This is a genomic window from Clostridium sp. ZBS2, from assembly GCF_023845855.1.
Taxonomy (GTDB): Bacteria; Bacillota; Clostridia; order Clostridiales; family Clostridiaceae; genus Clostridium; species Clostridium aquiflavi.
This window is the reverse complement of record NZ_JAMQIF010000006.1, coordinates 76020-100520: the sequence shown is the minus strand read 5'-3', so window position 1 is coordinate 100520 and position 24501 is coordinate 76020. Positions and strand designations below refer to the sequence as shown.

The 24501-nt window shown below is 24.9% G+C and carries 20 protein-coding genes, 2 tRNA genes and 1 riboswitch; of the genes, 4 read left to right on the top strand and 18 right to left on the bottom strand.

The annotated features are described in order from the left end of the window. Nucleotides 1–153: 153 nt before the first annotated feature. The 9 genes from NG918_RS03040 to NG918_RS03000 form a co-directional block, all read right to left on the bottom strand. Nucleotides 154–591 carry a CBS domain-containing protein gene (locus tag NG918_RS03040; protein WP_252214452.1) on the bottom strand — a complete coding sequence of 146 codons (438 nt, stop codon included), beginning with the start codon at nt 589–591 and terminating at the stop codon, nt 154–156. A gap of 88 nt (nt 592–679) precedes the next feature. Further along, complete coding sequence (locus NG918_RS03035; RefSeq protein WP_252214450.1) at nt 680–1591, bottom strand: 3'-5' exonuclease; 912 nt, start codon at nt 1589–1591, stop codon at nt 680–682. Between the two features lie 118 nt (nt 1592–1709). Then, nucleotides 1710–3503: a MutS-related protein gene (locus NG918_RS03030; protein ID WP_252214446.1), complete on the bottom strand. Its 1794-nt coding sequence runs from the start codon at nt 3501–3503 to the stop codon at nt 1710–1712. 126 nt (nt 3504–3629) lie between these two features. Further along, nucleotides 3630–4532, bottom strand: coding sequence for a metal ABC transporter solute-binding protein, Zn/Mn family (locus NG918_RS03025; RefSeq protein WP_252214443.1), 903 nt, complete (start codon nt 4530–4532; stop codon nt 3630–3632). Nucleotides 4533–4617: 85 nt separating this feature from the next. Continuing rightward, entirely contained in the window at nt 4618–7356 is a 2739-nt protein-coding gene (locus NG918_RS03020) for an AAA family ATPase (protein ID WP_252224888.1), read from the bottom strand. Next, the gene (locus NG918_RS03015; RefSeq protein ID WP_252214440.1) at nt 7346–8476 is read right to left on the bottom strand and encodes a metallophosphoesterase family protein; all 1131 of its coding nucleotides are present in this window, start codon (nt 8474–8476) and stop codon (nt 7346–7348) included. The genes NG918_RS03020 and NG918_RS03015 overlap by 11 nt, the downstream gene beginning before the upstream one ends. A gap of 307 nt (nt 8477–8783) precedes the next feature. Beyond that, the gene (locus tag NG918_RS03010) at nt 8784–10169 is read right to left on the bottom strand and encodes a DUF4179 domain-containing protein (RefSeq protein WP_252224445.1); all 1386 of its coding nucleotides are present in this window, start codon (nt 10167–10169) and stop codon (nt 8784–8786) included. Between the two features lie 22 nt (nt 10170–10191). Continuing rightward, nucleotides 10192–10893: an RNA polymerase sigma factor gene (locus NG918_RS03005; RefSeq protein WP_252224442.1), complete on the bottom strand. Its 702-nt coding sequence runs from the start codon at nt 10891–10893 to the stop codon at nt 10192–10194. Between the two features lie 286 nt (nt 10894–11179). Next, nucleotides 11180–11365 (bottom strand): alpha/beta-type small acid-soluble spore protein, encoded by a 186-nt coding sequence (locus tag NG918_RS03000; RefSeq protein WP_252214434.1) that lies wholly within the window; start codon nt 11363–11365, stop codon nt 11180–11182. 272 nt (nt 11366–11637) lie between these two features. Between NG918_RS03000 and NG918_RS02995 the strand changes: the two genes are divergently transcribed. Further along, nucleotides 11638–12705 carry an NAD(P)H-dependent flavin oxidoreductase gene (locus NG918_RS02995; RefSeq protein ID WP_252214432.1) on the top strand — a complete coding sequence of 356 codons (1068 nt, stop codon included), beginning with the start codon at nt 11638–11640 and terminating at the stop codon, nt 12703–12705. Between the two features lie 447 nt (nt 12706–13152). Here the strand turns inward: NG918_RS02995 and NG918_RS02990 are convergent. From NG918_RS02990 to NG918_RS02975, 4 genes are all read right to left on the bottom strand, one after another. Beyond that, a tRNA-Trp gene (locus NG918_RS02990) sits at nt 13153–13227 on the bottom strand. Nucleotides 13228–13453: 226 nt separating this feature from the next. Next, entirely contained in the window at nt 13454–14680 is a 1227-nt protein-coding gene (locus NG918_RS02985) for a Y-family DNA polymerase (protein ID WP_252224886.1), read from the bottom strand. A 153-nt stretch (nt 14681–14833) separates the two neighbouring features. Next, a tRNA-Trp gene (locus tag NG918_RS02980) sits at nt 14834–14908 on the bottom strand. A gap of 50 nt (nt 14909–14958) precedes the next feature. Then, nucleotides 14959–15825: a metal ABC transporter substrate-binding protein gene (locus NG918_RS02975; protein ID WP_252224437.1), complete on the bottom strand. Its 867-nt coding sequence runs from the start codon at nt 15823–15825 to the stop codon at nt 14959–14961. Nucleotides 15826–16154: 329 nt separating this feature from the next. Here NG918_RS02975 and tsaE point away from each other — a divergent pair, with 329 nt between their 5' ends. From tsaE to rimI, 3 genes are read left to right on the top strand one after another with little or no spacing between them, the layout of a single operon-like run. After that, entirely contained in the window at nt 16155–16616 is a 462-nt protein-coding gene (gene tsaE / locus NG918_RS02970) for a tRNA (adenosine(37)-N6)-threonylcarbamoyltransferase complex ATPase subunit type 1 TsaE (protein ID WP_252214428.1), read from the top strand. Further along, a complete protein-coding gene (tsaB, locus tag NG918_RS02965) occupies nt 16613–17329 on the top strand; it encodes a tRNA (adenosine(37)-N6)-threonylcarbamoyltransferase complex dimerization subunit type 1 TsaB (protein WP_252224431.1) in 717 nt (238 codons plus the stop codon). Before tsaE ends, tsaB begins: the two co-directional genes overlap by 4 nt. Then, nucleotides 17313–17768, top strand: a complete 456-nt coding sequence (rimI, locus tag NG918_RS02960) for a ribosomal protein S18-alanine N-acetyltransferase (RefSeq protein WP_252214424.1) — start codon at nt 17313–17315, stop codon at nt 17766–17768. Before tsaB ends, rimI begins: the two co-directional genes overlap by 17 nt. A gap of 36 nt (nt 17769–17804) precedes the next feature. Here the strand turns inward: rimI and NG918_RS02955 are convergent, their stop codons facing one another. From NG918_RS02955 to NG918_RS02935, 5 genes are all read right to left on the bottom strand, one after another. Then, nucleotides 17805–18392, bottom strand: coding sequence for an ECF transporter S component (locus NG918_RS02955; protein ID WP_252224429.1), 588 nt, complete (start codon nt 18390–18392; stop codon nt 17805–17807). Between the two features lie 275 nt (nt 18393–18667). After that, nucleotides 18668–18785: riboswitch (FMN riboswitch) on the bottom strand. Nucleotides 18786–19020: 235 nt separating this feature from the next. Beyond that, nucleotides 19021–20094 (bottom strand): hypothetical protein, encoded by a 1074-nt coding sequence (locus NG918_RS02950; RefSeq protein WP_252224426.1) that lies wholly within the window; start codon nt 20092–20094, stop codon nt 19021–19023. 24 nt (nt 20095–20118) lie between these two features. Continuing rightward, complete coding sequence (locus tag NG918_RS02945; RefSeq protein WP_252214418.1) at nt 20119–20805, bottom strand: early set domain-containing protein; 687 nt, start codon at nt 20803–20805, stop codon at nt 20119–20121. 164 nt (nt 20806–20969) lie between these two features. Beyond that, nucleotides 20970–21926, bottom strand: coding sequence for a DMT family transporter (locus NG918_RS02940; RefSeq protein ID WP_252214416.1), 957 nt, complete (start codon nt 21924–21926; stop codon nt 20970–20972). 169 nt (nt 21927–22095) lie between these two features. Beyond that, on the bottom strand, nt 22096–24273 hold the full coding sequence (locus NG918_RS02935; RefSeq protein WP_252224422.1) for a Tex family protein: 2178 nt from the start codon (nt 24271–24273) through the stop codon (nt 22096–22098). Between the last annotated feature and the right edge of the window lie 228 nt (nt 24274–24501).

The window sequence follows — 24501 nt, the reverse complement described above, 5'->3', positions numbered from 1 at the left end:
ACAAGCAGTAAATGTGACAATACTCATTAAGTATTCCAAAAGCCCAATTACAATGCCACTTTGCCTATTGTATATATCAACATATATTTAAAACATAGTCAATTATTAGAACAATAAAGCTGTATTGAATTAATTTCAATACAGCTTTATCATTTATACTATTTCTTTTTTATTTTTTATTTCATTGTTTTTCTTTATTTCGTTAAAGCAATAATTTATTATATCACTTCTCTTTATTATTCCTATAAATATTCCATCATCATCAACTACTGAGACAAAATTCTGACTTATAGCTAATGATATTAAGTTCTCTATATCAGCATTAATAGAAACAGATTTATGAGATATTCTTCGGCTTATATCACTTACATTTACACATTCAGTATTCTTAAAATTTAGGTCAGGAGTATTCTTTAATTTCCATAATAAATCTCCTTCTGTTAATGTTCCAACATACTTTCCTTCTTTATCAATAAGTGGAATAGCTGTGTATCCGTATCGCTCCATCTTCTCCATAACTTGTCTCATTGTTGCATCTTCGCTTTCATATACGACTTCATTTTTTGGAGTAAGAAAAAATGCTATATTCATAACAAAATCCTCTCTTGTACTAATATTATTTACTCTTGTATACTTATATTTTAACATATTTTTATAAAAAAATCTTTAATGAAAACCTTTATTTGCATGAATTTAATTTCTCCAATTTATAGTAATAATTTAGATAAGCCTCTTCTTTAAGTATAGTATTTACTTCATTGTAGGCATTTTCACCTTGAAGTGTTCTTTTAACTATTAACTCACTCAGTATCTTATTATTACATTTAGGACAAATACCTATTGATACAAATCTCCAATTTAATAACTTGAAATTTTCTTTTAAATCTATTTTTTTGTTACACTTAGGACATCTTATATCTAATTTCTCTTCATCTATATCTATATTTTCTAAATCTTTTACGTGTATTGCAGGCATACTATATATATCATTTATTATATAATTTTTAACTATTCTAGAATTGTATATGTGCTTAAATACAAGTAAAGTATATTCAGCATCATTTAATGCATCATGAAGTTTTGTATTATCAACTTTAATTTTCAATTCATCTAATGCACTTTTTAAGCCCATTGCTTTCTTATGTCCTAAAATCTTAGTTGAATATTCTTGTAAATCTAAATACTCCTTTATCCAACTTAAATCAGTATAATTATGATAATTAGAATTTATTATAATTTCAGCAATATCATCCTTAGCCCATGAACATATAATATCCCCATCTTCAATCATATTCTTTAGCTTATCCATGCCTTGTTTAAATGTTATTCCTTCTCTTTTTAAAGTATCCATAGTTATCTTTGTTATATTCGTTACTATTGGATTCATTACAGGAAACACAGATGGCTTTATATATTCTCTCATTTCAGCCACTTGTTTCATATACTTATCAACTTTTATAGCACCAATCTCTATAATTTCATTTTCTAAATTTATATTTTCTAATTCTTTATGTTTATCAAAGAAATCTTCTTCATATTTAGTTATATTTTTTAAATTATTAAATTCTAAATCAATTATTACATACCCCATACCCAAATCCTCTCTTAATACAATGCTTCTGGTTAAAAACTAATTAATATTTTAGTATAAAAATATGCCCTATACTAAAATATCAATTATCTTTAGGACATAAAATGCTTTTTATATACTACATGAAATCTATTCCTGCTAATTTCATTAAATTAATAGCATTTTGAGTCTCACTCTTTCCCCTTCTAAGTATATAATCAAATTTTATTTTATCATCTTCATAAAATTCTCTAAAATTATAATTTATTATTTTATTATCTTCTTTTTCTAAATCACATAATTCTAAATCATGAGTTGAGACAAGTCCTATAGCACCGTATTTTATTAATTGATTTATTAATACAGTAGCTCCAGTATGCCTATCTCTAGAATTAGTTCCTTTAAATATTTCATCTAAAAGGAAAAATACTTTTTCTCCTCTTTTACAAGCTTCTATAAGTATCTTTATTCTTAAAATTTCTGCATAAAATGAAGAAATACTTTCTTCTAAACTATCTCTTGTAGTGATGCATGTATATAAACTCATTATTCCACAGTTAAACCTTTTTGCACATACAGGAGCTCCTATATAACTTAATAACAAATTACAACCTATGCTTCTTAAAAATGTACTTTTTCCTGACATATTTGAACCTGTAATTAATGCAACCTTTTGAATTCCATTTAAAGAGAAACTATTTTTTACTGCTTTATGTCCTATTAAGGGATGACCAATCTCTTCTCCATATACTTCACTAGTATCTAATATATTAGGATATACCCACTCTTCATTATCAAATGCTATATTAGAAATACTATTTAATGCATCAAATTCATTCATTACATTAAGCCATTCCATTAACCTTAATCCATTAGTTTTTCTCCATTTTTCTAAATTATTCATTATAAATACATCTGAAAAAAATAATATATTTATTACTAAATAATATGCATTATAAGAACTATCTCCTATCCATTCTACTAAATTAGTTAGTTTTTTCATTTCTTTCTTACAACTAACTTCTTCATGAGATATCTTATTTTTTAGTTCCTTTAAATATTCTGAATTAAAATTTTCATTTTCTATTAATTCTAATATTTCGCTATATCCATTAATATCTTGTTTTATATTGTTAAATAGTAGTATGTCTTTATTTATTGATTTTGTTAACATTTTAAGTACAACAAAATCAATCATAAATACTAATATAACAAATGACCAAGGTAATATAGTACTTAGTGCTAAAAATATTGATACAAAATTAGTCACTATAAAAATACAGCTAATAATTATATTTATTTTGTTTACTTTGCTTTTCTCTTTACCCCAACTAATTAAATCATTCAAATTAAATTTAGATGATTTGTTCATTAAACCTTTTACTATAAATTTTTGTCTCCATTGAACTTTTGAAGATAGCTCTTTTATAGATTCCTGTCTTATTAGTATATCGTTTTTATTTATATTTTGTTCAATACTTAATATTTGTACTAATCTCTTTCTACCACCAGATGTAACTGTAGAATTTATAAATTGAAAAAGAGAATTAGGTCCAAATATATTTAAATCATTTATAAATTTATGTTTATAATTTAAGTATTCCTCACCATTATCTTTAAACTTTTTAAAATCTCCATTTATTCTATCAATACCTTTTTGATTCATGTCTATTAATATATCTGCAATATTTTTGTCTCTTAGCTTACTTGAATGAAATAGTGCTGCAATTATAAACATAATCAGAAACATGGTAGTTGTAAATATTATTGCTATATAATTATTTGCCTTATATAATAAATAATCAATTATTAACATAAAAAGAACTATTACTAACCTAATAACACTTATAATATTTATTTTTTTTAATAATGACTCTCTTTTTGTTATATTTTCTTTTAAAGTACTTTTATAAAATTCCTTTGAATTGCTCATATTATCTCCCTCTTATTATTAGTAATAATATACTAATTTTAACATATATATTGCCATTTCATAAAAAAATCATAAATAAAATTTATGTATAATTAAAAAAGTGAACCTAATTGGTTCACTTTTTATCTACTTACTTAAAGAATTATATATCTTATCTAAATTATTTTTCATAGCGTCTAAATAACTCATATCATCTTCATTTGATTCTAATGTATATATAGGAACTACCTCTGCACCAACTTCTGATGCTAATGTCTCTGAAACTTTTGGACTTGCTAAAGATTCAGAAAAAATAACTTTTATATTATTTTCTTTACAGAAATTAACCAAATTTTCCAATTCCTTGGGAGTAGGTTCACCCTCTCCATATAAATTTTCAACTGATTTTTGAGATAACCCAAAATCCCTACATAAATAACCAAAAGCAGCATGACCTGTTATAAAATCTTTTTGGCTTAACTCATTAAACTTAGCTGAGTATTCATCATATAAACCTTGTAATTCTTCTTTAAATTTATTATAGTTTGCTTCATATGTATCCTTATTTGCTTCATCCAAACTTATAAGTGAATTTTTTATATTTTCACATTGTTTTTGTACTTGTATTAAACTTAACCATGAATGAGGATCTACTAGTTCTCCCTCTTTTCTAACATCAATGCCATCGCTTGAATTTACTTTTAATACTTTATCATCAGAAACTACATTATTAACAGAATCAATCCAATGTTCCATTCCTAATCCATTATAAATAAAAATATCACTATTCATAAGCTTTTCAAAATCTTTAGTCTTTGGTTCATAATCATGTGGTTCCATATTTTCAGGAACTAAACAAGTAACCTCAATTTTATCTCCGCCTATTTTTTCAGTGAATTCCTTTAATGGATATATTGAAACCATAACCTGTAACTTTTTACTCTCATCATTTACTTTATTAGATTCATTCGTTGAATTTGAATTAGAACATCCAATGATAAATAAACTCATTAGAATGCATGATAGTGTTAAAAAAAATCTTTTTTTCATTAAGTCCTCCTATTTGCATATGATTTGCATTTGCAAATATAATTTTAATTTATTTTCTTATACTTGTCAAACTATAATATAATTATTAACTTAATTCGATTAAATTATAATCATATGAAATATTATCTAAAATATTCTTTTCTATTGTTTGGCATGTAAAAAATATTACTTGATTAAAATCTTCTTTTATTAATAGCTTTAATGCTCTTTCTCTTCTATTATCATCATATTGTATAAATGCATCATCTAAAAATATAGGCACTTTCTTATTTTTAAACAGCATATTTATAAATGATAATCTTAGCGATAGATATAACTGATCCTTAGCTCCATTACTTAATATTTCTGAATCAAATAATACGCTATTATCCCTCACCTTTAACTTATAGTCCTCAGATATTTTAACATCTTTATAATTTTTTAATGTTAAGAAATTAAAATTTTTTAATACTTCATTGTTCAACTTAGGTCCTATATTGCTTCTTAGTTCTTTAAATGATTCTTGTAATTTTAAAGAAGCTACTTCTAAAGCCTTAAATTCTTTTTCACACTTTAAAATTTTTTCCTGAGCATCATATAATTCTTCTTCTATCTCAGCTATTGCTCGTTTACCTAAATATCGTTTTTCTATAAGATGTTCTAAATCTTTTATTTCTTTTTCTATTTTTAATAACTTGTTAGAACTTTTTTTTATTTCTTTTTCTATATCTTCTTCTGATTTATAAGAATAGCTTAAATCATCAGGTAATATATTTTCAATTTCTTTTTTAATTTCTTCTATATTCCTATCTTTTAAAAGCACCTTATATGTTTCTTCTACACTATTAAGATTACTTTTTACTTCCATTATTTTATTAACTTTATCCTTATACTCTTTAATTTTTATATGAAAATCCAATATATCAATATTTTCAAATTCCATTCCTTTTGTCTTTTCTCTTAAATCTTCTTCTTTATCCTTTAGTTGAAAATCTATTTCTTTTAGTTCTAATGCTAATGAACTAATTTTATATTCCATTGGTAATAACTCTTTTTTAAATTTACTATATATATTTACTTTATTTATTGTTTCTTCTATGGAATTACACTCTAATAATTTAAATAATGATTCTAGTACTTTCTTATTTTTATTATATTTATTATTTAATTCTTCTATATTAAAATCATTAATTTCTTTAACTTTAGAGTTTATAGATGCATAAATATTATCCTTATAGATTTTATATGAATCATATTGTGATAATTGCTTTATTAAATTCTCATAATCCTTACAATTAATTTCATTCATATGCAAATTCAATTTTTCTTCATATTGTTCTACTTCATTTTTTAGCTTTTGTATGCTAAGTTTATTTTTTTCTTTAATAGAAGCTTCCTTCATTATTAGTGAATACTTTAAATAAACTTTAGTCAAAATAGCTAGTAAAGGTACTGTTAAGATATCTATTATAAAGTTCTCTTTAAAAATACCTATAAATAAAACTACTAAAAACAAAGCAAACAATACATAAATAAAAATCATCTTATTCTTAATATTTTTTATAGAGCACCTCTCATTGTTTGATGAGTATAATTCTAATTTATATTTTAGTTCTTTTAATTTATCTTTATATAAATTAATATTTTCCTCTATATCCTCTCTATATTCAGCTATATATTCCAAATTCCTCATTTTATTAGATCTAATATTTAAATCACTTTTAAATGTTTCTATAGAATTTTCTATAGACTCAACTTTATATAATTTCTCCTTTAAATTTTCCTGTTCTATTTTTAATACATATAATTTATCTTTTATATCTTCTTCACAAAGGGAATCTAATACTTTATATTCTTTAAAATCATTGTTTTTTTCATTTAATTTATTTTGTAAAATATTTAATTCTCTTTTCTTTTCTTGTTTTATATCATTTAAATTTAAATATCTATTATACTCTTTATTTAATTCTTCTAAAAACTCACTATTTATATTAGTATAATTTCTATTTAGTTCTTCATTTATTACTTCTTCTTTTTTCTTAAGTTCTTCACTCTTCTTTAAATATTGCGCAATTTCTAAATAATCTTTTTGTAAATTACTCTTTTTTATATACTTCTTGTATAATTCTAAACTATCTAATTTCTTTATTATTTCTTCTTTTTCATTTTTAGTATTTAATAATTTTTCTTCATTTTCTATGTTTGCCTCTGACAGAGTATATGCATTCCATAATTCTTCTTTTAGTAAATTTTTCTTTTCTGTAAGTAAATCTAATTCCCCAGATTTCCTAGTTGTCTTAATTTTCTTTTTTCCTTTTTCTAATACTTCTATTGCTTTCTTAAAAGATACATTTTCTTCTCCTGAATTATAAGTATTAGTTATTTTCTCCATTATTTCTTCTTCTTTATCCTTATTTACCATAACCCCTAATTGATTTATAAATAAAGTTTTAGAAAATGTTGATAAATTTATATCTAAAAAATATTTTCCTGGTTCATTATTATATGGTATATCTATTTTATCTCCAGTTACTTCATCAAGTATTTCACAGGTATCTTCTTTTTTAGTTAATCCAAAACTTCTTCTTATAACATATGTTACCCCTTCATGTTCAACTGTTAATTCTCCACTTATTTTTCCGCCAGTTAATGGAGTAAACTTTTTCCTATCATTATCTTTGCCACGATTTTTTTCAAATCCATAAAGCCATATCTTTATAAAATTCTCTATTGTACTTTTACCTTTTTCATTTTCACCATATATTAAGTTAAATTTATTAGCAAAGCTTATAATTCTTCCTTTTATCCCTGCAAAATTTTCTATATTAACTTGCTTAATAATTATAATCTCTCACCTCTTCACCCGATAAACTTTGAAGTCCTTTCTTTAAAGCTAATTTTATTATTTCTTTTTCTTCTTCTGTTTCTGCTTTTTCTAGTTCTTCATATATTTTTCTTGCAAATAAGCTCTTTATTGAATACCCTTTCAATAATTCATCCATATCTATTTTCACTTCAGTTTTATCTATTACTCTTATATCGTAATCATCCTTTTTTATCATCTCTTCTATGATTTCTTCTCTTAAATTAAATTCCTCATTAATTTCTCCCTTTAATATTACTTTGTAAGAATTATCTTTAATATTTTCTTTATCTATACAACTAAAAATTTTACTTTTAACTTGATTGTATCCAAAACAACCTTCTATATTTATTTCCTTTTCATAATAATTTCTAATAGCTGTTTTTATAAACTTATAATCACAATATCTATTAGAAATCTCTAATAATATAATTCCTTTGTCATCTAATTCATCAAATCCTCTTCCTTGTGGACACCCACTATATGCATAATAAGTATTTGATACTTTATTAACACCAACATACTTATGTCTATGTCCTAATGCTATATAATCCATATTACTTTTAGCAATTTCTTCTTCAGTTATAGGGTTATATTCATTCTTTTCTTTTGATGATATCTCTCCATGAATAACCATTATATTGTTATATCCATCAATTCTATTTACATCTTTTATTAAGGATTCATAAATATAATTGTGAGTAAAAGCAGCTCCCCATACAATAGTTTTTAAATCCTCTAAAACCACTTTTTCCATATTTCCCTTAAATATATATACATTTTTAGGCCACTCTATCATGCTATAAAACGATTTTTCATTATATGGATCATGATTACCTGGACTTATAAATATTTTTACTTTATCTATTTTCTCAAAACATGATTTTAAAAAACATAATGTACTTTTATTTACTGATAAATTATCAAACATATCTCCTGCAATTAATAAAATATCTATATTATTTTCTAATGAAATTTTTATTATTTTTTCAAAGACTTCTTTAAGTTCTTCTCTACATTTAATAGATTTATTATTCTTCATTCCACTAAAAGGAGTATCAAAATGTAAATCTGATGTATGTAAAATTTTTATTTTTTTCATAATATCACCTTTTCATCGAACTTTAGTTCTCATTTTATCATGAAATTTAATAATAGTCCAAAAATTTTCCTTTATTTCCAACATTTATTTATATGATTTTATACTATTAATTAAAATATCTTCCATTTCAATTTAAATTGAAAATTTCACATAAAAAAGTTCTTTTGTAATAAAATTTTCTACTACAAAAGAACTTTTTACACTTAGTATTAAAATAACAATTATATTTTTAATACTAAGAAAATTGATAAACTTTAATAAAGAAATCTACATAAGTTCATGATATTTATTTAAAACATAAGAATTGTTATTTTAATTCCACAGTAACTGCTCTTTCTTTATAAACTTCTAATGATTTATCTGGACTATCATATATTAAATTATAAGTTTTATCTTCTAATATTCCATTCAATGTTACAACTCCAACTCCTGATTCAATACTTTCTACATTTTCTACATTGTTATTACTTTTTGTTTTAATATCATCTCTTGAAATATTTAATCGTAAATTCACCATTGTTGGATACTTAGTTTCATAATATATTTTTGTTTTATTTTCTTCTCTTACCACTTTAGTTATATTCAATTCAGAATCACCGGTAAAATTAAATCCATTTTCACTTAATGTTAAACTTATTTCTTTTTGCAATTTTTCTCTATATGCCTTTTTAAATTCTTTTGCTTCCCCATCGGTAGATGGCATTTCTTCTGGAGAATAGTGTTGCTTATTTTTATAAGGAATAAATGTTAATGAATTTAATTCTGAATCATTATTTAAAATTTCACATCTAAATTTTCCTCCACCAACTCCTGTACTTTCATTGCAATTATCAATTTTAACTTCTCTTCCTTTATCATCAACAACAATATAATTCATAATTGATATTTTATCTTTAGAATCTTTAAATGTCCCACTTATATAAGTGCTTATAGGTGTTACTATTACATTTTTTATTTTATAATCCCCTACAGTATTATCTAATGAATATTCTTCTATTTTACTCTTAATTTTTTCACTAGATATAGGAATATTAAAATCCCATTTATATTTTTCATTGTCAATTTCATCTTCAATACTAATATTAAAGTTAAACGTATCTAAAATATCTAATTGTGTTAATCCCATAAATGAATTATCATACATGGTATCATCTATATCAAAAATATTAATTCCACCAACAGTATTACTATTTATAGGCTTTGAATATCCCGAACTAGTTAGATTTACTTCTTTTCCATTTACTGAAACTTTAGTATTTAGAAAAGATGATAATTTCGCAAGTTTTTCTAAAGAATCCGCCACTGTACCTTCTACTTTATATGCTATTTTAAGCTTATATCCATCATAAAGCACACTTGTTATTGTAAAATTTACTCCATTACTCTCTTTAGTTATATTTACATCAGATGCATAATCAGAATATTGAGGTGATAGTCCCATTATTTCAGCTATAAAATCCTTAACTGGAAGACCTAATGCATTAGCTGTCGTAGTTATCCCCACACCTATACTGGCAAATAATACACAAAAGCAAATAACTGCTATACTAATAACTTTTCTATATCTTTTTTGTTCTTTAGGCTTAAGTGAATCCAATGTTTCTTGAATCATTAGATCTATTTTATCTGGAACATTATTATACTTACTTTTAATTTTATCTTTTAATATTTTATCAAAATTTTTATTGTCCACTTTTATTTTTCCTCCTCTCTAACTATTCTAATTTTAATAACTCGTAAAGCTTTTTTCTAGCTCTTAAAAGTCTTGTCCTAACTGTAGTTTCATTAATATTTAAAATTTTAGCAATTTCTTTTTGAGGAATGTCGTCAAAATAATACAAGACTACTAATTCGCGTAAATCTTCATCAATGTTATTTAAAGCTGTTTCTAAATCTATATCTTGATATTTATCCTCATAATTGCCTTCTATAATTGTTTCATCTAAATAAATAACTCTTTTTTCTTTTTTAATTATTGCTTTGCATTCATTTATAAGAATTCTAATAATCCAAGTCTTAAAGTACTCATGTTTTTTTATTTTTACTATATTCTCATAAGCCTTTAATATTGTATTTTGAATGGCATCCTCTACTTTCTCTTCATTTTTTAATATTCCTTTCGCTACTCTATATAATGACAACTTATTTTCTGTAATTAATTCTATAAAAGCTTCTTTATCCCCCTTTGAAGCTTTATATTCAGTACTACATTTTTTCAATTTATTATAATCAACTATATTATTTTCAACTTTTCCTTTCTCACTTTTATTTTGAGTTATATTCATTTCATATAATTTGTTTATTTGTTGCTTTATAATATTTAATTTTCTATCTAAAATATCATTCTTTATATTTAAATTTATAAAATTAAATATATCTATACAACTAAAAAAATTATTAAAATAACTACTATACATTTTATGTTCTCCTCCTTTCAATATAAAAGACTTTATTTATTTAACTACTTATTAGATGCTTTTACTCTTAATAATGTTCTAGTATTTTTTTATATTTTATATAAAATTTGTATTTACTCTTATTCTAAACTATTTTTAAATATTTTTTAGTAATAAAAATGTAATGCTTAGATAAAAAACTTTATAAATAAAAAGAAAGGGTACACTACATTTTAAGTAGTGTACCCTCCTAGTTTTGCAATACAATATAACTTTACTTAGTTATATTTATTCTCTTTTCAATTTGTTATTGAATTGAGTTTTCGTATTGCTCTACCATTCTTTTAACCATTTCGCCACCTACGGAACCACATTGTCTTGAACTTAGATCACCATTGTATTCACTAAATGGTACTCCTAGTTCATTAGCTACTTCGTTCTTGAATCTAGCTAATCCTTGTTTTGCTTCTGGAACTAATACGCTGTTTGACATAACAATCCCTCCCGGCTATTGGTATTTATATAATCAGGAAAATTTAAATTTTATTTAACTCTTCCTGGCTACACTATTATATTATCCAATATAGATATATATATTCTTGGTAATTAAATGTACTTATAGAATATAATACAAAATAAATTTATTATTACACTATAATCTAATATTTAAGGGTTGTTAATATATAACTTTTAAATTATAATATAATAAATACTTTGATAATCAAAATGTTTAACAATCAAATTTGTTTGAAAGGATAAATGAATATGAAATTTAATTCACTTAAAATAAGTAATTTAATAGCAAACCTTCCAATAATACAAGGTGGAATGGGAATAGGCGTGTCCGCTTCAAAGCTTGCATCAGCGGTTGCTAATGCTGGAGGAATAGGTATTATTTCTTCTGCTCAATTAGGCTATAAAGATTCTAATTTTAATAAAGATGCTTTAGGTTCAAATTTAAATGCATTAAAAGAACATATAATAACTGCTAAAAAGAATGCTCCTAATGGAATAATTGGAGTTAATATAATGGTTGCAAGCAGCAACTATGCTGAATATGTAAAAACAGCTATTAATGCTGGTATTGATTTAATAATATCTGGTGCTGGTTTACCTACTATGCTACCTAAAATAGCAAAAGATTCAAAAGTAAAACTTGCACCTATAGTTTCATCATTAAAGTCTGCAAAGGTAATCTTAAAATTATGGGATAGACATGATAATATAGCTCCAGATTTAGTTATTATAGAAGGTCCTAAAGCAGGTGGACATTTAGGATTTAAAGAAGAAGAACTAAAAAATGATAATATAAATTTTGATGACACTATAATTCAAATAATTGAAGAAACAAAAAAATATAGTGAAAAATATAATAAGGAAATTCCTGTAATAGTAGCTGGTGGTGTTTATGACGGCTATGATATTGCTAAATATCTTAAACTAGGTGCTAATGGTGTCCAAATGGCTACACGATTTGTTGCTACTTACGAATGCGATGCGTCACAAGAATTTAAAGATGCATATATTAATTGTTCAAAAGAAGATATAGATATTGTTAAAAGTCCTGTTGGAATGCCTGGCAGAGCTATAAAAAATGATTTCATAAAAAAGACTTTAACAGGTAGAGAAAATATAACTAGTTGCTATAATTGTTTAACTCCTTGTGATCCTAAAACAACACCTTATTGCATAAGTAAAGCACTTATGAATGCTGTTAATGGAAACATTAATGAAGGACTTATCTTCTGTGGAGAAAACGCAAGTAGAATTGATAAAATGATGTCTGTTAAAGAACTTATGACTGAATTAGAAGAAGAATTGAGAAAAGCTTAATATAATCTATTCACATTTTATTGATATATTCATAGGTAAAGTTGTATAAATTAATTAAACTTATCCATAATAAAATAAATATATTCTCATTTTAACCTAAATATATAAGATTTTAATAATTACCCTTATTTTTAATTTTATTTGATAATCCTCAAGGTTAAGTTAAAATACAACTTTGCTTATTATATATAATAGTAAAAATTATCTATTTAATTATTTACTTTTTAAAAGATATTGATATTAAAAAAATCACTTAATATCAATATCTTTTTTTATTTAATTTTGGCTCTGTTTTAGCACAGTGTTGATATGTGCATAAGCACAGTGGGCCGAGTAATTAAACTTAGGAATGACACTTTACCTATTGCATATATCAACACACATTTAAAACGGAGTATTAATTTTAAATATAAAAAAAGCTAGAATTTATATTCTAGCTTTTTCTTATGGCAGGGGCACTAGGATTTGAACCCAGAACCAATGGTTTTGGAGACCACTACTCTACCGTTGAGCCATACCCCTAAGTCGTTTTTAATTTTAACATGAATACCATATTTATGTCAACAAGATTTAAAAAATAACTTAATAGTAAAATTAAACTTATCTTCTTTTTTATACTTATTAAATTTAAAATTCTAAGATAAAATACATAAAATATAATTTTCAACTTTTAACTAATAATAAAACATTATCTTATCTAATTATATTAAATTTATTCATAACATAATTAATTTATATTTTTATTTAATCAGTATTTATTTATATCATCTTTTAAATTTATTGCAGACGAATTTAATAATTCAGATCTGACTATAGACTCCTTACCATATTTTTTTCTTATCATATCCATTGTAATATCTAGACTCTTCTGTTTTTCATTATTTTTAAAATCAAAAAGACTAGGCTGATAATACTTATTATCACACAATTTAGTAAGTCTAACTCCTAATAAACGTATTTTTTCTCCTTTATAACATTCATAAAAAGCTTTTTTTATTCCTTTAAAAATTTCCATAGTATTATCTGTATAGTTACTTAAAACCTTTTGATGAGAATATAATATAAAATTATTAGTTTTTATGCTTACAGTAATAATAGAACATAAATTTTTACTTTCTCTAAGCCTTCTTGAAACATTTTCTGTAAGAGAAAGTAGGATTTTCAAAGCTTCTTCAGTATTATCAACGTCCTTAGAAAGAGTCGTAGAATTTCCTATTCCTTTTATTTTTAAAGATTCTGATTCAACTAACTCAGAATTATCTATTCCATTAGCATATTCATATATAAGTTTTCCATGTGAATGCATTTTTTCAATTAAAAAATTAACATCTAAATTAGCTAGTTCTCCTATTGTCTTAATATTTAATTTAGCTAATTTCAATTTAGTAGATTTACCAACCATAAATAATTCTCCAACTGGAAGTGGCCACATTTTTTGTTTAATTTCATTTTTAAATAAAGTGTGTATTGAATTCTTAGGTTTAAAATCACTTGCCATCTTAGCTAATAATTTATTTGTTGATATTCCTATATTACAGTTAAACCCAAGCTCTGCACTTATCCTGTTTTTGATATTTACAGACATCATATTATAATTACCTTTATAATGAGTACAGTCCATAAAACATTCATCAATACTATATCTTTCTATCTTAGGAGAATACTCCTTTAATATTTTTATCATTTCATTGCTAAGTTTAAAGTACCAACTATGATCTGGCGGATATATAACTAAATTAGGACATTTCTTTTTAGCTTCATATAAACTCTCACCTGTCTTTACTCCTAGCTTCTTGGCTGGTATTGATGCTGCTAAAACAACACCATGACGTTTTTCCTCATCCCCACCTATAGCTGATGGTATTTTTCTTATGTCTATATTGCTACCTTCATTTAAAAGTTTAAGTGCTGTCCAAGAAAGATATGCAGAATTAACATCTATATGAAAAATTAATTTATCACTTCTACCCAATATATCTACACTCCCTAAATGTATTCTTACTTCACTATAATTTTATACGAACATTAGTTCTATTGTAAAGTAAAAAAAATTATCTATAGATAATTTACAGCATTTATTTTTAGACAAAAAAATAAAAGCCGCAACACAACGTGTTACGACCTTTTCTGGCAGGGGCACTAGGATTTGAACCCAGAACCAATGGTTTTGGAGACCACTACTCTACCGTTGAGCCATACCCCTTCACAACAGTATTTATTATATAACATGATTATTAAAAAATCAACTATTTTCTACAATAAATCTGTTAATACTTTTATGTTGTATAATATTAGCTCATCAAAAGACATATTTCCGTAATACTTCCATAAATTCACCACTTTGTATTTCGATAAATCCATATTAGTTTGTTCTGTACCATCTTTTAATATAACTAGTTTCTTTTCATCTAAATTATTAACTTTTATAAACTCTGATATTTCATAATTGTTTAATTTTACTACATGTAATCCTAAGTCTTTAGTTAAATAATCAAAATTATCATTTAAAGCTAGGAATGTATAATCTTTTAATCCTTTTATTTTTTCACTATAGGGTTCTATTTGAACATTTAATTCTTTTATAGCATTATTATAGTTTTCTTCATAATAATCTCTATTTTTAGGGTCTCTATCTTGAACAGCAGCTTTTATATTGTATAAAGCTATCTTATATGAATCTATTCCTTCAAAGTAATAAGGGTTTTCTTTTGATGATTCATTTCCACCATAATTTAGAAGCCTCATACCTCTTGATAAATTAATTATTCCCATACTACCCTTTTTAAGTTCATCTATAAAACTATTTGCCCAAGGTTCAAAACTTGTTCCAGAATAAATAAAAAGATCCATATTAGATACATTTTCTATAATCTCTTTATTGTACTTAAATTCATTAATATCTCTTTCTTCTGTCATCATGTATTGAACATTGTGTTTATTATTAACAATTTTCTTTACCATTTTATATTGTGGTTTATTAACAGTCATTATATTTAAATATTTCTCTCTATCTTCTTTTTGATTATTTTCAGTATTAGCTAATAACGGATTCGCAAATACTCCCATACCTATAGAAAATGTAAGAGTTATTACAATCATAATAAAGGTAATCTTTTTCAAATCGATCTCCTCCGAAAATATATATAAATTATTTCCAAATAAAACTCTAGTAATATTATATCAACTAAATATGTTAAATGTATATATTTTTATTATAAAATTTATTTAAATTTAATTTATTATGTATATTTTTGTATACTTTTTTAACTTATATTAATTAATTTGCCCTATTATTCTAACTTTAAATATAATATTATTATAGATTAATTTTTATAAGTAAAATTATAAGCTTTGATTTTATAATTGAAATTAGATAAAATAAAAAGATGGCAATAATTTTTAATATAAAAGCAAATTAAGTTTAAATGCTAGTGAAAGGAGTTCTTTTTATGGAATTTAATGTTTATAGCATAAATGAAACTACTAACTTAGGTATAGAAATAGGAAAATTACTTAATTCAGGAGATATAATTTGTCTAACAGGAGATTTAGGTACTGGTAAAACTCATATAACTAAAGGCATTGCTCTTGGTTTAGATATAAAAGATGATATTACAAGCCCTACATTTACAATTGTAAATGAATATGATGACGGAAGATTAAAATTAAATCATTTTGATGTATATAGAGTAAATGATCCTGATGAAATATATGCAATTGGATTTGATGATTATATTTTTTCTGATAGTGTGTCTATCATAGAATGGGCAAATTATATTGAAGATATTCTTCCTGATGAGTTTCTTCATATAAATATAGAAAAAGATTTAGAAAAAGGTGATAATTATAGAAAGATAACATTAACACCTTACGGCAAAAAATATGAATATATAAAGGAGTTAAAAATATGATTATACTAAGTATAGATTCATCTTCAAAAGTTGCAACTGCTGCTTTACTTCAAGATGATAAATTACTAGGAGAAATAACTTTAAACAATAAAAAAGAGCACTCTACTATATTAATGACTTTAGTAGAAAATTTATTAGAAAACTGTAATTTAGATATTGATTCTATAGATGGCTTTGTAGTATCTAAAGGTCCTGGTTCTTTTACAGGTTTAAGAATTGGAATGGCTACAATTAAAGGATTAAGCTTTGGAGGAAATAAACCTTATGTAAGTATTTCTAGTCTTGATGCACTTGCATATAGTATTGCTCCATTTAACGGTATAATCTGTCCTGTAATGGATGCATTAAGAAACAATGTTTATACTGCCTTATATAAATCTTGTAACGGAAAGTTAGAACAAATAATGGATTACTCTGCTCTTGATATAAATGAGCTAGTTGATATGCTTAATGAAAAAGGAGAAAATGTTATGTTCATTGGTGATGGACTTAATAATACAAAGGAATACCTATTAGAAAATTGTAATAATTGTTTCTTTCCACCAAATCATCTTAATTTAGTTAGAGCTTCTTCATTGGGTGAATTAGGACTACTAAAACTAAAAAATGGTGAATATGATGATTCTAACTCTGCTCCATTTTATTTAAAAAAACCTCAAGCTGAGAGGGAATATGAAAAAAGGATGAAATTAAAAAGTGAAACTAACAACTAGTTTAATGACTGAAACTGATATTGATGATGTTTTAGAAATTAGCTTATTAAGTTTCCCTACATCTTGGAGTAAAGAATCATATATTCAAGAATTAGCAAATCCTCTTGCTAATTATATAGTTGCGAAATGTGATGATAAAGTTATAGGTTTTATAGGCGCTTGGATAATAATAGATGAAGCCCATATCACAAATATAGCTGTACATCCTAATTTTAGAAGAAAAAATGTTGCTTCTGCTTTATTAGGTGAATTAGTTAAATTAACTAAAAGTGCTAATTGTAATGCTTATACTTTAGAAGTAAGAGCTAGCAATATTCCTGCTCAAGAATTATACAAAAAATATGGATTTGTAGAGCAAGGAGTGAGGAAAAATTATTATCAAGATAATAAAGAAGATGCAATAATTATGTGGCGTATAGATGAAAAAAATAATTCGTAAGCTAATTTAGCCTACGAATTATTTTTATATATTTAATCATTCAGTTATAGTCTTTGAGTTTTTTTCTGGACTTCCAAAGTTAGGTTCTGCCTTAAATATAGATACAGACACCTTTTTATATAAAACATATGTTAATGTACATACCAATATAGCTTTTATTCCATTAAAAGGTACTAAACCCACAGTAACATATCTTAATAATTCTGCACTGCTCATTTGCATACCATATGCTGGTAAAAGCAAATATACATTTGAGATAATTCCTATAATTTCGATACAAACTCCACCTAAAATCATTCCTAAAATAGCTGATTCTTTAGATTTATTTCTTTTATAAAGAATTCCTGCTGGTAATATTAAAGATACTCCAACTAAAAAGTTAGCAAGTTCTCCAACAAATCCACTTTGACTTCCTTTAATTAAAAGAATCAATATGTTTTTAATTAATTCTATAGTTACACCTGCCAATGGTCCAAATCCAAATGCTCCTAATAATGCTGGCACATCACTTAAATCAATTTTAAGCCATGGAAATACTGGATAAGGAATTTCAAGGTACATAAGTATAAGTGCTAATGCTGATAATAATGAAATTTTAATTGTTTTGTTTGTGTTTTTGTTCATTTTTACGCCTCCCAAAAGATTATCTCCCTGGTGTAGCTTATTAAGTCTTAAGATAACGTTTTACTACTCTTTGTAAGATTAAATTACAAATTAAGTTGTTCTTAAATTTAATATTTTTATTCTTTAGATTTTATGTTTTCTTAAAGCACATTTTTATATAAATTGTATGCTAAAAATTACATTTCATAACTCTCTAAAAAACAAAAAAACTGATGCATAAATACATCAGGGCATATACTAAATTATTAAGAATAAAACTATCTTAATTCCTAATAGGTTACCTTCTTTCATCCAGACTATACTGTTGGCTTCGGAGTTACACCGAATCTGCTATAAATTTAGCTCGCGGGCTTTACCGCCAGTAGGGATTTACACCCTGCCCTGAAGATATAAGTATTAAATTATTTTTTACTATACATTCATTATATATTCTTAAAATAATTTTTACAACACATTTTTAAACAGTATATATATTATTTACTTTTTTAAAATTTTTTATGATATGTATATACTTTAAATATATGTTGATATATGCACTAGGCAAATTAACATTGTTCCTAAATTCAATTACTAAATCAACTTTGCTTATGCATATATCAACACTTTACTTAAACAGATGTAATATTAATTATGCTAATTCTGGAGAAAACATACTGTTATTATTTTTTATTGTATCTACTGATTCTGTAACATCATTTTTACAGCTTTCATAATTTTCTTTAACAGTATTACTTACTTCTTCAATTCCATTGAAAACAGTATTTTTAACTTCAGTTGTAGTACTCTTTAAAGTATTAAATACATTAATACTTCCGTCTTTAATTTCACTTGCTACAAACTTTACATTTGATATAACATCTTTACTAGTAGAAATTATTGTATTAGGAATATCTTTTGCAATATCCAATGAGTCCTTTAATTTGTTAAGATTATTCACTACTTCACCATAACTCTTAGACATGTCTTCATACCCTTTAACTAGAGTATTTTTAATTCTACCAATAGGCTCTTTTATTGAATCGACTCCATTTTTTACAATGTTAAAAGTTGCTACTGTCTTTTTTATTATATTATCATTAGGATTACTTGTCGCCATTTTAACTCCTACTACAGTGCTTCCAATCTTACCTGATACTTCTAATACATCAGAAGATACAGATACTAATGTCTTACTTCCAACACTAATCATATCAGTAACAGCATTTTTTACATTTAAAGCAGCTTCTTTCAATTCCGATGCTGTAGTTGTTACTTGTTTTACCGTACTAGCTATTTGTGATGATGTTTTATTTATAGTATTTGTTACTGATTTAGAAACGTTCATTATAGTCTTATTGATTGCATTTGAAGCATCTATTACACTTTTAGAAACTGAATTCACAGTATTTTTAACGCTTTCACTTACAGATATAATTGTTTTATTTACATTATCAACTACTGATGTTACTGCCTTTTTTACCACATTTGCAGTAGATGTTAATCCTTCAAAAAAGTTTCCAAGTGAACTTTTAGTTGTATTTTTTACTTTAGACACTTCATTTTCTGTAGAAGCATCTTTTAAAATTGATGCTTTGTATTCATCAATGTTCATATTATTTTCATTGCTAGATATAGTTTTTTTACTTTGAACTTTACTATTTTTTTGATTTATATTATTTATGTTTTCATTAAAATTTGTGTTAATATTGATAGCTTTTATCATATTTAATCACTTCACTTTCAGTATTTAGTAATTCATTTTTCCTTGAGCCGTATAAGAAGTGTTTTCTAACAATTTGATTTGATCTTCTAAAACAAATTCTCCATCAATAAATAATTTAATTGTCCAAATTCCACAGTTATTTTTATGACTATCATTTAATTCCATCCAAAACCACATTAATATTGGATCTTTTTCATTATCTTTTGTAGCAAATAAATTATTTTCTACTACTTGAAACAATTCTCCCTTCGGGGTAAACCATGCTGTTGTAATGCTATGCAATCCTGTTACATTAGTGAAACCCAATCTTGTAACAACTTTTTTATCTAATAATACATTAAAATTCTTTTTATTTGCTGATTTTTGTTCTTCATTGATATTGCAAGTCACATTATACGAATCAACATGAACAGTATATTGATTATTGTTATACATTCTTTGATTTTTATCATTTATTATAACTACAGACCAAAGCTCCTCATTATCATCTGGTAAATATATATTTGCTGATGAATCATTAAGTTTTAATTCATTATTTATAAGAAATTTGTAATAATGCTCTCCTTCTAAAAGATCACATTTTAAAACCCATTTGCTTCCTTCTCTTACCATATTCCCTTTTGTATGATCAAAATTATTAAAGCTTCCTATAACAGCCACACTATTAACTTCTAAATTCCCTTTTCCTTCGTACTCAAAAATTATCTCCATAACTACCTCCTTTACTAATATTTTCGTTATTATTTTGTGAATATTTACTATTTTCATTTATAAAACAAGAAAATTATGGAATTTAAAAATATATTAAGTAATTTTTAATATTCCATAACTTCTCATATCTTAAAATTAGTATACTGATTAACTAATAGTAATTTTTATTTTTTATCTGAATTTATCTTTGTTAATTTAATGGCTTTTTCATTATAAACTAAAAAAATTCCTGAACAAACTAGTATTAAAGATATTAAAATTTTAATATCAAATATATTTTCTTTAAGAAATATAGCTGATAGTAATGTTCCAAATATAGGTACTAAGAAATTAAAAACTGATATTACTCCAACCTTATTAAATTTTAATAATTGAGTCCAAACAGCAAAAGCTATTGATGATAATAATGCCATATATATTAAAAGCAATGTTGAATTTAATGTAAATCCTTTTAAAGATCCACCAAATAAGAACCCTAATATGCTTAATAGAATTCCACCTATAAGTAATTGATATCCAGTAACTATTGATGCATCTTTATTTTGAGTAATTTTTTTACCATATATTGCTGATGCAGCAAAGATTATTGCTGCTATCATAAGAGAACCTTCTCCTCTCATAGAAAATGCTTGTCCTGTAATTGCTTTACCATTTAAATTAACAATAATTACACCAACAAATCCTATAATACATCCTATAACTTTATTAAAATTTAATTTATCGTTTTTGTATATTATATGAGCTAATATTATACTTGCAAATGTCCCTGTTCCATTTATTATAGATCCTCTTACTCCTGTTGTATAAGATAATCCAATATAAAAAAATATGTATTGAAGAGCTGTTTGAGTAGAACCTAATAAAGTCATTTCTCCAAATTCTCTTAATGAATAATTAAATATATTTTTTTTATTAATTACTTCTAGCAATAATACCAGAATACCTGCAATAGCAAATCTATACCCTGCAAATATTAATTTTGAACATATATCATTTGATCCTATATTAAATAACTGGTAACCAACCTTTATGGCTGGATATGCACTTCCCCATAAAATGCAGCATATAATTGCTAATATAACTATATTTTTTCTATTAGTATAAATTTTTTTCTTATCCATGCGTAACTCCCCCAATTTAAGTTATATTGTGAACAAATAATTAATTATAAAAGACTGTTTCGTAAATAATATTTCTCTAAAATTATTTTGAAACAGTCTTTTTATTAGCTTATCTATTATAAACTTTTTATAATATTAATACTATTTTAAAATAGTTTAATTCTTTATTTTAAGCATTCAATTTTTCTTCTACATCTTTCATGCTTAAAGAAATTCTCTTTCTTTTTGGATCCACTTCTAAAATACTAACCTTTACTATGTCTCCAACCTTTACTATATCTAATGGATGTTTTACAAACCTATTTGCCATTTGACTTTTATGAACCAAACCATCTTGATGAACTCCTATATCAACAAAAGCTCCAAAATCAGATACGTTCCTTACTGTTCCATTTAAAACCATTCCTGGCTTTAAATCTTTAAGTTCTATTATTCCAGTTTTTAATATAGGCGTTGGCATTTCATCTCTAGGGTCTCTACCAGGCTTCTTTAATTCCTTTATTATATCTTTTAATGTAAGTTCTCCAATATCTAAGTCATTACTTAATTTACTTATTCCATTTAGTTCTGCTCTCTTATCTATATCATCTAAATTATTATTTTTTAAATCATCTTTATTATATCCTAATATTTCAATTAACTTCTTTGCAACATTATATGACTCTGGATGCACAGACGTATTATCAAGGTATTCTTTACTTTCAGAAACTCTTAAAAATCCTGCACATTGCTCATATGCCTTCTGACCTAACCTCTTTACTTTTAGTAATTCTTTTCTTGATTTAAATTGTCCTAGTTCTTCTCTATAGGCTACAATGTTTTGTGCAATAGTAGAATTTATTCCTGATATATATGTTAATAAAGATGGTGTTGCTATATTTAAATCCACGCCAACAGTATTAACAGAATCTTCAACCACACCAGCTAATGATTGTTCTAATTTTTTAGGAGTAACATCATGTTGATATTGACCTACACCTATAGCCTTTGGATCAATCTTTACTAGTTCTGCAAGTGGATCTTGAAGTCTTCTACCTATTGATATAGCTCCTCTTACAGTAACATCTAAATTAGGATATTCCTTAGTTGCAAGCTCTGATGCTGAATAAACTGATGCCCCTGCCTCAGATACAATTACATATGATACTTCTTTTCCTTTTTCTTCTTTTATCTCTTTTATCATTTCAGCTATGACTTCTTCTGATTCTCTTGAAGCTGTACCATTTCCAAGAGATATAACATCTACATCATGCTTGTAAATTAATTCTTTTAATGTTTTTTTAGTTCCAGCAATATCTCTCTTAGGTAGCGTAGGATATACCGCTGTATTCTCTAAGAACTTACCTGTTTCATCTAATATTGCAATCTTACATCCTGTTCTAAATCCCGGATCAAACCCCATTACAACTTTACCCTTTATAGGTGCTTGTAATAATAATGCTTTTAAATTTTCTTTAAATATATTTATAGCACCTTCTTCACCAATATTAGTTAATTCATTTCTTATTTCTCTTTCTATTGATGGGTATATTAATCTTTTTAAAGAATCCTTTATAGAAAGTTTTAATTTTTCATCTAAAACTTCATTTCCAGTTAAAATATTATTTTCTAAATATCTTATTATTTTATCTTCATTAACTGTAATTTTTACACTTAATACTTTTTCTTTTTCTCCTCTATTAATAGCTAATATTCTATGTGGAGGTATCTTTTTAACTTCTTCCTTATAATCATAATACATTTCATAAGGAGTAGTATCTTTTGAATCACCTTTTGATTCTATAAAACCTTCTTTTATAATTAATTCTCTTATATGTTTTCTAAATTTAGCCTCATCAGATATATTTTCTGCAATTATATCTAATGCTCCTTGAACAGCTTCTTCTGCCTTTAATACACCTTTTTCGTCATTAATGTATTTAGATGCTTCTTCATTTAAATTTCCTTTAAAAACTCCGTCTTGTATTAATTCTGCAAATGGTTTTAATCCTTTTGCTACAGCTATTGTAGCTTTAGTCTTCTTTTTAGGTTTATATGGTCTATATATATCTTCAACTTCTGTTAATGTTGTTGCTTTTTCTAATGCATTTTCTATTTCAGTATTTAATTTTCCTTGCTCATTAATCAATCTTTTAATGTCATCTTTTCTTTCATCTAGATTTCTTAAATAAGTAAGTCTTTCTGATAACTTTCTTAACACTTCATCAGAAAGACCTCCTGTTGCTTCTTTTCTATATCTTGATATAAACGGAACTGTATTTCCATCATCTAAAAGACTTACTACATTGTTAATTTGAGTTAATCCTAAATTCAATTCTGCTGCTAATCTTTCTTCTATAGATTTCATGCTTTCCTCCTAATGACTATATTAAATTATCCACTCTGTTTTATAATTAACTGTTTATATTAAAGTATTAACATACTTCTAAATAAATAAACTTTATAAAATATCTAAGTGACTACTAATATTATAAACTTATTTACATTAATAGCAATATTATATGTATATATTAACCAAAACATAAAATTAAACACTATATTAATTTTAAAAGTTAACATAACTTTTAAATAATTA

Coding starts and splice junctions, on each gene's coding strand:
- NG918_RS02945 (WP_252214418.1), bottom strand. CDS start 20,805: ATGGAGATAATTTTTGAGTACGAAGGAAAAGGGAATTTAGAAGTTAAT.
- NG918_RS03005 (WP_252224442.1), bottom strand. CDS start 10,893: ATGTATAGTAGTTATTTTAATAATTTTTTTAGTTGTATAGATATATTT.
- NG918_RS02935 (WP_252224422.1), bottom strand. CDS start 24,273: ATGAAATCTATAGAAGAAAGATTAGCAGCAGAATTGAATTTAGGATTA.
- NG918_RS02955 (WP_252224429.1), bottom strand. CDS start 18,392: ATGAACAAAAACACAAACAAAACAATTAAAATTTCATTATTATCAGCA.
- NG918_RS03030 (WP_252214446.1), bottom strand. CDS start 3,503: ATGAGCAATTCAAAGGAATTTTATAAAAGTACTTTAAAAGAAAATATA.
- NG918_RS02995 (WP_252214432.1), top strand. CDS start 11,638: ATGAAATTTAATTCACTTAAAATAAGTAATTTAATAGCAAACCTTCCA.
- NG918_RS03035 (WP_252214450.1), bottom strand. CDS start 1,591: ATGGGGTATGTAATAATTGATTTAGAATTTAATAATTTAAAAAATATA.
- NG918_RS03000 (WP_252214434.1), bottom strand. CDS start 11,365: ATGTCAAACAGCGTATTAGTTCCAGAAGCAAAACAAGGATTAGCTAGA.
- NG918_RS02950 (WP_252224426.1), bottom strand. CDS start 20,094: ATGATAAAAGCTATCAATATTAACACAAATTTTAATGAAAACATAAAT.
- tsaE (WP_252214428.1), top strand. CDS start 16,155: ATGGAATTTAATGTTTATAGCATAAATGAAACTACTAACTTAGGTATA.
- NG918_RS03015 (WP_252214440.1), bottom strand. CDS start 8,476: ATGAAAAAAATAAAAATTTTACATACATCAGATTTACATTTTGATACT.
- NG918_RS02940 (WP_252214416.1), bottom strand. CDS start 21,926: ATGGATAAGAAAAAAATTTATACTAATAGAAAAAATATAGTTATATTA.
- NG918_RS03025 (WP_252214443.1), bottom strand. CDS start 4,532: ATGAAAAAAAGATTTTTTTTAACACTATCATGCATTCTAATGAGTTTA.
- NG918_RS03040 (WP_252214452.1), bottom strand. CDS start 591: ATGAATATAGCATTTTTTCTTACTCCAAAAAATGAAGTCGTATATGAA.
- tsaB (WP_252224431.1), top strand. CDS start 16,613: ATGATTATACTAAGTATAGATTCATCTTCAAAAGTTGCAACTGCTGCT.